The organism is Patulibacter minatonensis DSM 18081 (genome assembly GCF_000519325.1).
Lineage (GTDB): Bacteria > Actinomycetota > Thermoleophilia > Solirubrobacterales > Solirubrobacteraceae > Patulibacter > Patulibacter minatonensis.
Window position 1 is genome coordinate 2,399,811 of the sequence record NZ_KI912613.1, and the last position, 13,609, is coordinate 2,413,419.

At 74.0% G+C, this 13,609-nt stretch carries 10 protein-coding genes; 2 read left to right on the forward strand and 8 right to left on the reverse strand.

Features of this window, described 5'->3' with window-relative positions; translation table 11 throughout:
* Positions 1–13 precede the first annotated feature (13 nt).
* Positions 14–1,426, reverse strand: a complete 1,413-nt coding sequence (locus tag PATMI_RS0111045; RefSeq protein ID WP_026910935.1) for an NAD(P)/FAD-dependent oxidoreductase — start codon at positions 1,424–1,426, stop codon at positions 14–16.
* Positions 1,427–1,454: 28 nt separating this feature from the next.
* Positions 1,455–2,903 (reverse strand): aspartate aminotransferase family protein, encoded by a 1,449-nt coding sequence (locus PATMI_RS29245; RefSeq protein WP_051471376.1) that lies wholly within the window; start codon positions 2,901–2,903, stop codon positions 1,455–1,457.
* A 313-nt stretch (positions 2,904–3,216) separates the two neighbouring features.
* Between PATMI_RS29245 and PATMI_RS29250 the strand changes: the two genes are divergently transcribed.
* Together PATMI_RS29250 and PATMI_RS0111060 are read left to right on the forward strand one after the other, a co-directional pair.
* On the forward strand, positions 3,217–5,124 hold the full coding sequence (locus tag PATMI_RS29250; protein WP_051471378.1) for a hypothetical protein: 1,908 nt from the start codon (positions 3,217–3,219) through the stop codon (positions 5,122–5,124).
* A gap of 68 nt (positions 5,125–5,192) precedes the next feature.
* Positions 5,193–5,684 carry a methylated-DNA--[protein]-cysteine S-methyltransferase gene (locus PATMI_RS0111060; protein ID WP_026910936.1) on the forward strand — a complete coding sequence of 164 codons (492 nt, stop codon included), beginning with the start codon at positions 5,193–5,195 and terminating at the stop codon, positions 5,682–5,684.
* An 85-nt stretch (positions 5,685–5,769) separates the two neighbouring features.
* Here the strand turns inward: PATMI_RS0111060 and PATMI_RS0111065 are convergent, their stop codons facing one another.
* The 6 genes from PATMI_RS0111065 to PATMI_RS0111090 all read right to left on the reverse strand — a co-directional run bounded on the left by PATMI_RS0111065 (position 5,770) and on the right by PATMI_RS0111090 (position 13,604).
* A complete protein-coding gene (locus PATMI_RS0111065; RefSeq protein ID WP_026910937.1) occupies positions 5,770–7,257 on the reverse strand; it encodes an aminobutyraldehyde dehydrogenase in 1,488 nt (495 codons plus the stop codon).
* Positions 7,258–7,269: 12 nt separating this feature from the next.
* Positions 7,270–8,709: a gamma-aminobutyraldehyde dehydrogenase gene (locus PATMI_RS0111070; protein ID WP_026910938.1), complete on the reverse strand. Its 1,440-nt coding sequence runs from the start codon at positions 8,707–8,709 to the stop codon at positions 7,270–7,272.
* A gap of 259 nt (positions 8,710–8,968) precedes the next feature.
* Positions 8,969–10,102: an alanine dehydrogenase gene (gene ald / locus PATMI_RS0111075; protein ID WP_026910939.1), complete on the reverse strand. Its 1,134-nt coding sequence runs from the start codon at positions 10,100–10,102 to the stop codon at positions 8,969–8,971.
* Positions 10,102–11,550, reverse strand: a complete 1,449-nt coding sequence (locus PATMI_RS29255; RefSeq protein WP_036725706.1) for an aspartate aminotransferase family protein — start codon at positions 11,548–11,550, stop codon at positions 10,102–10,104. Before PATMI_RS29255 ends, ald begins: the two co-directional genes overlap by 1 nt.
* Positions 11,551–11,758: 208 nt before the next feature.
* A complete protein-coding gene (locus PATMI_RS0111085; protein ID WP_026910940.1) occupies positions 11,759–13,189 on the reverse strand; it encodes a PAS domain-containing protein in 1,431 nt (476 codons plus the stop codon).
* An 85-nt stretch (positions 13,190–13,274) separates the two neighbouring features.
* Complete coding sequence (locus tag PATMI_RS0111090) at positions 13,275–13,604, reverse strand: hypothetical protein (protein ID WP_026910941.1); 330 nt, start codon at positions 13,602–13,604, stop codon at positions 13,275–13,277.
* Positions 13,605–13,609 lie beyond the last annotated feature (5 nt).

The window sequence follows — 13,609 nt, forward strand, 5'->3', positions numbered from 1 at the left end:
AGGAGCCTACGGTTCAGTGCCCGGCGATCCGGTCCGCCAGCGCGGTCACCCGCGACGGGCGGCCGGTGCGGCGCTCGATCTCCTGTCCGAGGCCGAGCAGGCCGTAGACGCCCCGGATCCCGGCGAAGCGCAGCGGCTCGGGCTCCCAACGGGGCGGGCGGCCGCCGAGCGGCAGGACCCAGGGGAGGGCGGCGAGGTCCGAGGAGTGCCGGCCGACGAGGAGGTCGCGCAGGGTGCGGCCGGCGAGGTTCGACGCGGCGACGCCCTCCCCGACGTAGCCTCCCGCCGACGCCAGGCCCGTCGTGTCGTCCGCCGCCACGAACGGGGTCCAGTCGCGCGGGACGCCGAGGACCCCGTGCCACGCGTCGTCGATGCCGACGTCGTCGAGGACCGGGCCGAACAGGCGCAGCAGGCCGTCCCAGAGCGTCGCGACGGTGGACGCCGGGACGTCGCCCTCGCGGTCGGTCCTCGAGCCGAAGCGGTACGGCACGCCGCGGCCGCCGATCGCGATGCGGTCGTCGGGGGTGCGCTGCAGGTAGTGGTAGAGCGGCCCGGCGTCGAGGATCGTCTCCGCGTCGTCCCAGCCGATCGCGGCCCAGCGCTCGGCGTCGAGCGGCTCGGTCACGATCATCGAGCTCGTGATCGGGGCCAGGGTCCGCGCCTCGCCGGGCAGCTCGGGCGTGTAGCCCTCGACGCAGCGGACGACCCAGCGCGCGGAGACGTCGCCGTGCTGCGTGCGGGCGACCGCCGGGACGGTCCCGCGGATCGGCTCGATCGCCGTGACCTCGGTGCCCTCGACGATCGTCGCGCCGGCCCGCTCGACGGCCTCGGCCAGTCCGCGCGCGAGGGCGGCCGGCTGGACGCGGGCGCAGTCCGGGTCGAAGAGCGCGCCGGTCGCACCGGGGATCCGGACGCGGCCGGCGAGCTCGTCGGGGGAGAGGAGGGCGCGGTCGTCGTCCCACGGCCCCGCCGTCCGCGCCGCCTCGGCCTGCGCCCGCAGCCGGTCGAGCTCCACCCCGGAACGCGCGACGGTGAGCGTGCCGCCGACGTGGAAGCCGCAGTCGATCCCTTCTGTCTCGACGACGCGGCCGATCTCGGCGACGGTCGCGCGGATCGCGGCGTCCATCCGGCGGGCGCCGTCGTGGCCGCCGCGGGCGACCCACGTCGCGGCATCGCCGGCGAGTGCGCCCTGGACCCAGCCGCCGTTGCGGCCGGAGGCCCCGAACCCGCAGACCTCGCGCTCGACGACGAGGACCTCGATCTCGGGGTGGGTGCGCCGCAGCTCGTACGCGGTCCAGAGCCCCGTGTAGCCCCCGCCGACGATGCAGACGTCGACGCGGCGGTCACCGTCCAGGCGCGGCCGCGGCGCGGGCATCGTGCCGTCGGGGGACAGCGCGTGGAACCAGTGCGAGACGGGGGAGGTCATCGGAGCCTCGACGCTACCTCCGGGAGGCTCAGCCCTGCGCGCTCTGGTTCCCCGCGCGCAGGTCGTCGCCGCCGGACGCCGGCATGCCCTTCACCCGCGCGGTCGCCTCGGTCAGGACCTCGCCGAGGATGCCGGTCATCTCGTCGAAGATCGCCTGGTCGGCGACGAGCGGGGGCGAGACCTGGATGACCGGCTCGCCGCGGTCGTCCGCGCGGCAGATCAGGCCGGCGTCGAAGAGGCGGTCGGAGAGGAAGTGCTGCAGCAGATCCTTGCCCTCGGCGGCGGAGAAGCCCTGCTTGGAGTCCTTGTCCTTCACGAGCTCCAGCGCGTAGAAGAAGCCGGTGCCGCGGAGGTCGCCGACGATCGGCAGGTCGAGCAGCGGCTCCAGGGTCTTGCGGAACGCGTCCTGCTCGCGGTTCACGTGCCCGACGACGTCGAGGCGCTTCATGATCTCGATGTTCTTCAGCGCGATCGCGGCCTGGACCGGGTGCCCGCCGAACGTGATGCCGTGCTTGAACATCTGCTCGGCGCCGTAGAACGGCTCGGCGACCCTGTCGGAGACGAGCAGCGCACCGATCGACGCGTAGGCGGAGGAGAGGCCCTTCGCGGACGTGATGAGGTCCGGCCTGATGTCGTACTTCAGCGAGCCGAACCAGTCGCCCAGGCGGCCGAAGCCGGTGATGACCTCGTCGGCGCAGAACAGGATCCCGTACTCGTCGCAGAGCGCGCGGACGCCCTGGAAGTAGCCCGTCGGCGGGGTGAACGCGCCGCCGGAGTTCTGCACGGGCTCGAGGATGATCATCGCGATCGTGTCGGGACCCTCGCTGAGGATCCGGTGCTCCATGTCGTCGAGGAGCATCGCGGTGAACTGCTCCTCGGTCTCGCCCTCGGGACGGTGGAAGCGGTCGGTGTTGCGGACGTGGGAGACCTGCGGGACCAGCGGCTCGAACGGGTTGCGGATCGACTCGACGCCGGTGATCGAGAGCGCGCCCATGGTGGTGCCGTGGTAGGCGACGTCGCGGCCGATCGCCTTCCAGCGGCGCTCGCCGTTCAGCGCGTGGTACTGGCGGGCGATCTTCCATGCGGACTCGACGGACTCGGCGCCGCCGGACGTGAAGAAGACGCGCTCGAAGCCGTCGGGGGCCAGCGACGCGACCTCCTCGGCGAGCTCGATCGCCCGCGGGTGCGCGTAGTTCCAGTTCGTGTAGAACGGCAGCTCGCGCATCTGGGCGGCCGCGGCCTCGCCGATCTCCTCGCCGTGCGAATAGCCGATCTGGACCGCGAACAGGCCGGCCAGGCCGTCGAGGTAGCGCTTGCCGTCGACGTCGGTGAGGTGGCAGCCGTCGCCGCCGACGATGACCGGCAGCGGACGCTCCCGGAAGTCCCCCATCTGCGTGAAGTGCAGCCAGAGGTGGTCCTGCGCGGACCGGCGGAGCTCCGCGGCCGAGGCGTGGCTGGATGTCGACGGCGTGCTCATGCAACTGATGTTCGCATCAGTTGAGTCGGATTTCCAGTCGCGCGGACGTCGAGGGTCCGGTCGGCGGGGGTGACGGAGCGTCGCATCGCGGTTCGCGGCGCCTGCCGACCCGGGTCGCGCGTCCGGGCGGGGTGCTCCCCGACGGACGACCAGCGACAGGTCTCACCTCTCACTCGAGGCTACTCGCCAGTATGTGATGCAGGTCACATGATCGGGATTCCCTACCGGTGGTACAACTCTCCCTACGGTCCCGTACCTACGACTCCGTAGGTAGCCGCGGCCACCCCCGTTCCCGACCGGATCGACGAGCACCATGAGTCCACTCCTCGCACAGGCCGCCCCAGCCGGCGGCGCCGGCGCGCCCCTCGACCAGATCGCGATCGTGGCAGCCGCGACGTCGGGCGTCACGCTGCTGATGCTCTGGCTGATCGCCAGCTACCGCCGCGGCGGTGCGAAGCCGCTGCGCGCGCTGTCGCACCTCGCCGAGCGGTACGTCGGCATCCCCGGCTGGGCGGCCGTCCCCGGTCTCGCGACCATCGCGTTCGCGCTGATCATCATCCTCGGCGCCACCTGGGACATCGGCCTGCACATCGACGTCGGCCGCGACGAGGGCCCGCTCGGCACGACCGCGCACTACCCGCTGCTCGTCGGCCTGTTCGGCGTCTTCCAGATGGGCCTGCTCGCCGTCGGCATGGCGCCGAAGAACCCGAAGCGCTCGAGCCCGGTCGCGATCCGCATCAAGGGTCTGTGGCCGCTCCCGGCCGGCGGCGTCCTGCTGCTCGCCGGCGGTGCGTTCGGCTTCGCCGCGTTCCCGCTCGACGACCTCTGGCACCGCACGTTCGGGCAGGACGTGACGCTCTGGGGCCCGACCCACCTGATGATCGTCGCGGGCACGGCCGTCGGCGGCACGGCCGGCGTGCTCCTGCTCGTCGAGGGCGCCCGCAGCGTCGGCCGCGAGCCGGCCAACGGGAAGAACGCGCTCTGGCGTCCGCTCCCCGCGCTCCTCGCCGCGATCTTCCTCTACCTCTGGGCCGCCGCCCTGCACGAGTTCAACTGGGGCGTCCCGCAGTACCGGATGGTCTGGCACCCGCTGCTCCTCGCGCTCGGCGCCGGGCAGGCGCTCGTGCTCGCCCGGGTCTGGGGTGGTCGCGGCGCCGCGCTGCTCGCCCTCGTGATCTGGGCCCCGGTGCAGGTCTTCATGTCGCTGATGATCGGTGGCCCGCTCGAGGTCACCGCGCCGGGGATGCCGCTGTTCGTGGCCGAGGTCGCGATCGTCGAGCTGCTCGCGATCCGCGGGATGTGGCGGAGCCCGGTGCGCTTCGGCGCCGTCGCCGGCGTCCTCATCGGCACCGTCGGCTTCGCGGCCGAGTACGCCTGGACCCACGCGATCATGCCGATCCCGTGGACGCCCGCGCTGCTGCCGGAGGGCGTCCCCGTGGCGATCCTCGCCGGCGTCGGCGGCGGCGTCCTCGGCGCGCTGATGGCCCAGGCGCTGCAGGGCTCGCTCTCCTCGTCGAAGACCGGCCCGGTGCTGAAGCGCCCGCTGGTGATCGCGTCGGCCGCGGGCGTCCTCGTGATCGCCCTGGGCGTCAACGCCTTCACGGCGACGACCCCGAAGGGCGCGACCGCGACGATGGCGCTCACGAACCTGCGCCAGGGCGACGCTCCGGGCACCGGCGGCCGGCAGACGGTCGGGGACCTCCGCGTGCGGTTCGCCGGCGTCAGCACGAAGGATCCGATGTACATCTCGGCGCTCGGCTGGCAGGGCAAGGGCCGCTACCTGAACGACCTGCGGCGGCAGCCCGACGGCTCGTTCGTCTCCACGAGCCCGGTGCCGCTCACCGGCAAGTGGAAGTCGTTCGTCCGCTTGCAGGAGGGCCGCACGATGCTCGCGGCGCCGATCCGCATGGCGCCCGACGCGGCGATCAAGTTCAAGGGCTTCGCCGCCGAGGCGAACGTGACCCGGCCGATGGTCGCCGACCGCTCGCTGATGCAGATCGAGCGCAAGCCGGGCGTCCCGAGCTGGCTCTGGACCGGCGCGACCCTCACGGTCCTGCTGGCGATCCTCGGCATGGCGATCCTCCTGGCCGCCGTCATCGTCCGCGTCGGCGCGATGACCCCGGGCAAGCGCCGCGACCCGAGCGACCGCGCGGCCCCGGCCGGCGACGAGGCGACGGCGGCGTCGCCCCGGGCCCGGGTGGCCGCGGGCGCGGCGGACTGAGTCGCCGGTGGGGCGGGCGGGACGCCCGCCCCACCGGACCGGTCCGGCCCGCGCGCGATACTCGGTGCGTGTCCCCGCAGCGCTGGACGACGACCGATTCGCCGGTCGGGACGATCACGATCACCGGCTCGCCCGACGGCGTGTCCGGGCTCTACATGGAGGACCACCGGCACCGGCCGGCGCTCGACGAGGACGCGGTCCGCGACGACGCGGCGTTCACGCAGGTGCTCGCCGAGCTGCGGGAGTACTTCGCGGGGGAGCGGACGACGTTCGACGTGCCCATCGCCTTCGACCGCGGCACCCCGTTCCAGCGCCGCGTGTGGGCCGCGCTCGTCGAGATCCCCTACGGCGAGACCACGACCTACGGGGCGCTCGCCGTGCGCCTCGGCAACCCCGGCGGATCACGGGCCGTCGGCCTGGCGAACGGGAAGAACCCGGTCTCGATCGTCGTCCCCTGCCACCGGGTCGTCGGGTCGACCGGTGCGCTCACGGGCTACGGCGGAGGCACGGACCGCAAGCGCTTCCTGCTGGACCTGGAGCGCGGCGACACGCTCTTCTGAAAACCTGCCGGCGGGGTCGCCGCCCCACCACGTCGTGCCGCGACCCCGGCCTGCCCCGGCACGCTCCGGGGCCACGCCCGCGCCGTCAGTCCAGCGACACCATCACGTGCTTGATCCGCGTGTACTCCTCGAGCGAGTAGACGGAGAGGTCCTTGCCGTAGCCCGACTCGCCGAAGCCGCCGTGGGGCATCTCGGAGAGGTAGGGCATGTGGTCGTTGACCCAGACGCAGCCGAAGTTCAGCTCGCGGGAGAAGCGCATCGCGGCGCCGACGTCGCGGGTCCAGACCGAGGACGCCAGGCCGTAGACGGTGTCGTTGGCCCACTCCAGCGCCTGGTCGGCGTCCGCGGCGCGCTGGATCGAGATCACGGGGCCGAAGACCTCCTGCTGGACGATCTCGCTGTCCTGAGCGGGTCCGGCGATCAGCGTGGGGGCGACGAAGTACCCGCGCTCGCCGATCGCGGTGCCGCCGGTCAGGACCTCCGCGCCGGCGTCGGAGGCCCGGTCGACGAAGCCGAGGACCTTCTCGCGCTGGCCGGCCGAGATCACGGGACCGAGCTCGACGTCGCCGGGGTCGATCGCCTCGCCCGCGGCCCCCGCCCCGCCGACCCGCACGCCGCCGGGCTCGCCGACGACGAGGCCCTCCAGCGCGGCGACGAGCGCTTCGACCAGCCGGTCGTGGACCCCCGGCGTCGCGATCACGCGGCAGCCGGCGGTGCAGTCCTGGCCGGCGTTGTAGAGCCCGCCGATCTTCAGCCCCTCGACCACCTTGTCGACGTCGGCGTCGTCCAGGACCACGACCGGCGCCTTGCCGCCGAGCTCGAGGTGCGAGATCGCGAGGCGCTCGGCCGCGGCGCCGGCGATCCGCTTGCCGGTGGCGACGGACCCGGTCAGCGAGACGAGCCGCACCCGGCGGTCGTCGACGATGCCGGCGCCGACCGGGGTGCCGTGGCCGGTGATGACGTTCAGGACGCCCGGGGGCAGGAGGTCGTTGGCGATCTCGCCGAGGCGGACGGTCGTCAGCGGCGTCAGCTCCGACGGCTTCAGCACGATCGTGTTGCCGCCCGCCAGGGCCGGGCCGATCTTCCACATCGCCATCGCCAGCGGGTAGTTCCACGGCGTGATCTGCCCGACGACGCCGAGCGGCTCGCGGCGGATCATCGAGGTGTGGTCGGGCGAGTACTCGCCGGTCGCCTGGCCGCTCAGGGTGCGGGCCGCGCCGGCGAAGAACCGCAGGTGGTCCGAGCAGCTCTGGACCTCCTCCAGCGCCGCGCCACGCGGCTTCCCGGCGTCGCGGGACTCCAGGTCGGCGAGCTCCTGCTCGTGGGCGTCCAGGGCGTCGGCGAGGGCGAGGATCGCGGTGGCGCGGTCCTTCGGCGTCGTCCGGCCCCAGGCGCGCGCGGCGCCCGCGGCGGCGTCCACCGCACGGGTCACGTCGGCGGGCCCGCCGAGCGGCGACCGGGCGATGACCTCCTCCGTCGCCGGGTCGAGGACGTCCTCGAACTCCCCGGTGAGGGCATCGACGACCTCGCCGCCGACGACGTTCGAGAGGGTCCTGACCTCGGTGGTGCTCATGCTCCGCCGGCCTCAGTCCGTCGAGGCCATCACGTGCTTGACGTACTGGTAGTCCTCGAGGGAATACTTCGACAGGTCCTTGCCGTGGCCCGAGTCCTTGACGCCGCCGTGAGGCATCTCGTTGGCCAGCAGGCCGTGGGTGTTGATCCAGACGCAGCCGAACCTCAGGGCGGCCGACGCGCGGAGGGCGCGGCCGATGTCGCGGGTCCAGACGGACGACGAGAGGCCGTAGGCGGTGCCGTTGGCCCAGGCGATCGCCTCGGCCTCGTCGGAGAAGCGCTGCACCGTGACGGCGGGGCCGAAGATCTCGCGCTGGACGACCTCGTCGTCCTGCCGGACACCCGCGATGACCGTCGGCTCGACGAAGAAGCCCGCGCGGTCCGCCCGCTTCCCGCCGGTGACGACCTCCGCGTGCGACGGCAGCCGGTCGAAGAAGCCGGTGACGCGCTCGAGTTGGTTGGGGTTGTTCACCGGGCCGAGGGTCGTGGCCTCGTCGGTCATGTCGCCGATCACGAGCTCCTGCGCCGCGCCGGAGAGACCCGACACCAGGTCGTCGTAGATCCCCGGGGCGGCGATCACGCGGGTCGAGGCCGTGCAGTCCTGACCGGCGTTGTAGTAGCCGAACCCGGCGATGCCCTCGATCGCAGCCTCCAGGTCGACGTCGTCGTAGACGATGACGGGCGCCTTGCCGCCGAGCTCGAGGTGCGTGCGCTTGAGGTGCTTGCCGGCGTGCTCCGCGATCCAGCGACCCGTCTCGACCGAGCCGGTGATCGACACGAGGGCGATGTCCGGGTGCTCGACGATCGCCTTGCCGGCGTCGTTGCCGCCGACGACGACGTTCAGCACCCCCGGGGGCAGGATGTCGGCGACGAGCTCGGCCAGGCGGACGGTCGACGCCGGCGTCGACGGGGCCGGCTTCAGCACCGTCGTGCAGCCCGCGGCGAGCGCCGGGCCGAGCTTCCACGACGCCATCATCAGCGGGTAGTTCCACGGGGCGATCTGGCCGACGACGCCGATCGGCTCGCGGCGGATCCACGAGACGGTGTCCTCGACGTAGGTCGCGGACGCGGCGCCCTCGAGGTTGCGGGCGGCGCCCGCGAAGTACCGGAAGCAGTCGGCGATCGGCGGGATCTCGTCCTCGAGCACGGCGCCCAGCGGCTTGCCGGCGTCGCGGGACTCGAGCGACGCGAGCTCCTCGGCGTGCGCCTCGACGACGTCCGCGATCTTCAGCAGCGCGAGCGAGCGCTCCTGCGGCGTGGCCGTCGACCAGGCCGGGAACGCCCGGGTCGCGGCGGCCACCGCGCGGTCGACGTCCTCCTTGCCGGCGTCGGCGGCGACGCCGATCTCCTCGCCCGTCGCCGGGTCGACGATCGGCATGGTGCGGCCGTCGGCGGCGTCGACGAGCTCGCCGTCGATGAAGGACCTGACGTTCAGCTGCTCGGTGGCGCTCATGGATGCTCCTCGGTGGTGCGGGGGCGGGTGATCGGGCGGCGTCGGTGACGGGGACGACCCGTCACGGGCTCCGGCGGGGACGTCTGGATCCGACCCTAGTCGGTGCGCCGCGCCGCTCGGCGGGCGTGCGCGTGGGCGACCGGACCTCGGTGCGGACCATCCGCGGCCGTCCGCACGCGCGACGCCCGGCCGTCCGCATCGGGGTCCGGCGGAAGATCACGCGGCGATGCCGTCGCGGGCGGGCACGGGGGCGGGGGCCTCAGGCCGCCATGCGCCCGTGGTCGACGACGGTGCGGCTGGCGTCGAGCGCCTCGCGGACGGCCGGGACGAGGATCTCCCCGCCCGCGACGTTGACGCCGGCGCGCAGGCCGGGGTCGGCGCTCAGCGCGCCCTGGACGCCCTCGTCGGCGAGCGCCCGGACGTACGGGAGCGTCGCGTTGGTGAGGGCGCGGGTGGAGGTGTTCGGCACGCCGCCGGGCATGTTCGCGACGCAGTAGTGGAGGACGTCGTCGACGACGTAGGTCGGGTCGCCGTGGGTCGTCGGCGTCGAGGTCTCGGCGCAGCCGCCCTGGTCGATCGCGACGTCGACGATGACCGCCCGCTTGCGCATGTCGGAGAGCATGTCGCGGGTGATGAGCTTCGGCGCGGCGGCGCCGGCGACGAGGACGGCGCCGATCACGACGTCGGCGTGCGAGACCTCCTCGCGGAGCGTCAGCGGGTCGCTCATGAGCACGCGGGCGCGGCCGTCGAAGAGCAGCTCGAGCTCGGTCAGCCGGGCGATCGAGCGCTCGAGGATCGTGACCTCCGCGCCCATCCCGACCGCGACCCGCGCGGCGTTCGTGCCCACGACGCCGCCGCCGATGACGACGATGCGCGCCGGCGCGACGCCGGGGACGCCGCCGATCAGCACGCCGCGGCCGCCGAACGGGTCCTGCAGGAAGTACGCGCCGGCCTGCGCGGCGAGGCGGCCCGCGACCTCGGACATCGGGGCCAGCAGCGGCAGGCCGGGGCGGGCGGGATCGTGTCCTCCGGTCACGGTCTCGTACGCGATCGCGGTCGTGCCCGAGGCGACCAGCGCGTCGGTCAGCGCCGGCGCGGCGGCGAGGTGCAGGTAGGTGAAGAGCGTCGCGTCGGGGTTCAGGCGCCCGTACTCGGGGGCGATCGGCTCCTTGACCTTCAGGAGCAGCTCGGACTCCGCCCAGACCTGGTCGACGTCGACGACGATGCTCGCGCCCGCGCCGACGTACATCTGGTCGGAGAACCCGGAGCCGATGCCGGCCCCGGCCTGGACGAGCACCTCGTGCCCGGCCTCCGCCAGCTCGTGCGCGCCGGCGGGCGTCAGGGCGACGCGCTTCTCGGCGGGCTTGATCTCGGTGACGACGCCGACGCGCATCAGGACTCCAGGTGGGTGGTGGGGGAGCGGTGCATGTGCTCGCCCGCGGCGGTCAGGACGACGCGCAGCGCGGCGACGATCTCGTCGAGCAGCGCGGCGTCGGCGATCAGCGGCGGCGCGATCTGGACGACGCTGTCGCCCCGGTCGTCGGCCCGCGCGACGATGCCGGCCTCGCGCAGCGCGGCGGGCAGGAAGCCGCGCAGCAGGTCGTCGCGCTCGGCCTGGTCGAAGCGGGTGTCCGCGTCGTCCTTGACGAGCTCGACGGCCCAGAAGAAGCCGCGGCCGCGGACGTCGCCGACGATCGGCAGGTCCAGCAGCGAGCGCATCCCGGCGGCGAGGTGCGGCTCCAGGGCGCGGACGTTCTCGAGCACGCCGTCGCGCTCGAAGATCTCGATGTTCTTCAGGGCGACCGCCGCCATGACGGGATGGCCGCCGAAGGTGACGCCGTGGCGCAGGACGGTGCCGGGGTCGAACAGCCCCTCGGCGACCTTCGACCCGACGAGGACCGCGCCGCCGGGGACGTACGCGGACGTGATGCCCTTCGCGACGGTGAGCATGTCGGGGACGACGTCCTCGTGCTCGATGCCGAACCAGTTGCCCATCCGGCCGAAGCCACAGATGACGGCGTCGGCCACGAGCAGGATCCCGTGCTCGTCGCAGATCTCGCGCAGGCCCTTCCAGTAGCCCGCCGGCGGCACGAGGCAGCCGCCGGCGTTCTGGACGGGCTCCGCGATCACGACGGCGACCTCGTCCGCGCCGGCGGCGGCGATCGCGTGCCGGACCTCGTCGAGCAGGCGGGCGCAGAAGGCGGCCTCGTCCTGCCCGTCGGGCGCACGGAACGCGTTGGTGTTCGAGACGTGGGAGACGTCGATCGGCGGCGTGCCGAAGCCGTCCTTGTACCCCGGGACCCCGGTGAACGAGAGGGCCCCCAGGGTGACCCCGTGGTACGCGTTCCTCCGAGCGATCGCCTTCGTCCGCTGCGGCTGGCCGATCGCGCGGAAGTACTCGCGGGCCATCTTCCACATCGACTCGACGGCCTCCGAGCCGCCGTTGACGAAGAACACGTGGTCGAGGTCGCCGGGGGCGCGCTCGGCGAGCGCCTCGGCCAGGCGGATCGACGCCGGGTGCGCCGTGCTCCAGTTCGTGTTGAACGGGAGCGCCGCCAGCTGCTGCCCGATCGCGGCGGTGAACTCCTCGCCGTAGCTGTAGCCGATCTGCGAGCAGTAGAGGCTCGACAGCGCGTCGATGTGCCGCTTTCCGGTCGTGTCGAAGACGTACGGGCCCTCGCCGCGCTCGAGCACCAGCAGGTCGTCGGTGCCGCCGTCCCGCTCCGCGCTCGTCCCGTACGCGCCCGCCTGCTTCGTGAAGTGCAGGAGCAGGTGCTCGCGGGCCGCGCGCTGCAGCTCGGCGTGGCTCGTCGCCTGGGGTGTGGTGCTCGGGGTCGCCATGCGGCGAGGCTCCTCTCGGCGGGTGCGCGGATCGACTGTCCCCAGCCTGACCCCGGGCGTCCCCCGGGTCATGGAGCAGCACGTCGAGACTCGCCCGGAGCGGCACGACGCTCTGTCGCGCGGGCCCGGGCCCTTCCGGGTGCACCGGCCCCGTCGCGCTGCGGGGCGATCGCCGTCGGGCCGCTCGGGGCGGCCCCGGCTCCTCGCGCTACCGGCGGGCGGGTGGTCCGCCGGCGGGCGCGCCGGTCGACCGGCCGAGCACCTCGGTGTCCAGGATCTGCGCCGTCAGGCCGCGGAGCGTGCCGTCCGGGCCGGGCACCGCGGACATCCGGACGTGCACCGGGACGGCGGTCCCGTCGGCGTGCACGAGCCGCTTCTGCAGGGCGTACCGCGTGCGCTCGCCGTCGAGGAGCGCCCGGAGCAGCGGCGCCTCGACGGCGCGATCGGCGCGGTGGGTGACCTCCCGCAGGTCCCGTCCGACGAGGGAGCTCTCCTCGCGGCCGAGGAGCTCGCGCAGCGCGCCGTTCACGCGGAGCCACCGGCCGTCGGCCGACAGCAGCGCCTGGCAGATCGGGGAGTGGTCGAAGGTCAGCGCGAAGACCTCCTCGAGCTCGGAGAGCAGGAGCTGGTCGCGCCTCCGGGCGGTGACGTCACGGGTGACGACCATCCCGCCGACGACGACCGTGCCGTCGAGCACGGGGCTGCAGGTGTACTCGTAGAGCGTCTCACCGTCCAGGCCCTCGAACTCGAGGACGGTGGTGCCGCCCGCGATCGCCGCGCGGAAGGCCCCGGCGAAGCGCTCCCAGTCGCGGCCCGTGAGGGCCTCGGCGGCGTGACGGCCGACCATCTGCTCGGCGGTGTAGCCGTGGCGCTCGTGCGCGGTGCCCGTCGCCGCACGGAACCGGAGGTCGGCGTCGAAGACGAGGACCGACACGTCGGTCATCGACTGGAGCGCCCCGATCATCACGTCGACGCCGGGCGCGTCGCCCGACGGCGTGCGGGCCGGCGGGACGGGGGCCGGGCGCGCGGGGCGCCGGATCTCGGCGATCGGTCCCGGCATCGACCGCGGCCGGGCGATGTCGGAGAGGCGCGGGGGCATGCCGGGCGCCCGGTGCGCGGGAGGGGGCGGTGCGTCGCCGGGCGGTGCCGGCGCCGGGCCCCCGGTGGTGCCGCGTGCGTCCGGCACCGGCAGGCCCGCGGGGTCGGGGACGTCCGGCATCGGTCGCTCGTCGACGGTCTCGGCGTCGCCGTCGACCGTCTCGTCCGCGGCCCCGGGCTCGGTGAGCGCGACGGCACGGGGTGCCGCGGCCGAGAGCTCCACCCGGAAGACGCCCTGCTCGAGCGTGCACGACACGAGATCGCGGTGGAGGATCCGCCGGAGCTCCGACGCCAGCGCGATCGGGCGGGCGACGTGGACCACCAGCTCGAGCTCCGTGCCGTCGAACGCGGTCTCCGTCGCGCCCGCGACGCCCCGGATGCGACGGATCGCGGCGCCGAGCGCGTCGGCGTGCCGCGGGCCCTGCACCGGGTGGAGGCGGACGACGACGTCGCCGCGCGAGAGGCTGGCCGACCCGAGGTCGGGCAGCCCGGCGAGGCGCGGCGGGGCGGTGCGGCCGCGGTCGTCGGACGCGCCGCTCACGACGTCGTCCCAGCGTCGATGCCCGTTGCCCCCACCACTGCTCCACCGATGCTACGGCAGAGCCTGCGGGATGTCGCGGACGGGCTCAGGAGGCCTCCCCGAACGGTGGGACCGGCCCCTCCCGCCACTCGTGGTCGAGGCTCTCGTAGAGCGACCCGACCGCGATCGCGATCGCCAGGTCGACCATCGCCGGGACCCGCTGGTCGGTGACGAAGCGGTCGGGGATCTTCTGGTCCTTCGCGTGCCCGAAGACGACGACCCCGTCGCTGCGGATCGTCAGGACCCAGCCGGAGCCGTGATGGACCTGCACCGCGCCCGACCCGTCCGTGACCTCGCGCAGCAGCGGGCCGATCGCCTCCAGCGGCGGATCGTCGGTCCGTTCACCGTCCCGGTGCACGAGGGTGAAGGCGGGCATCGGGG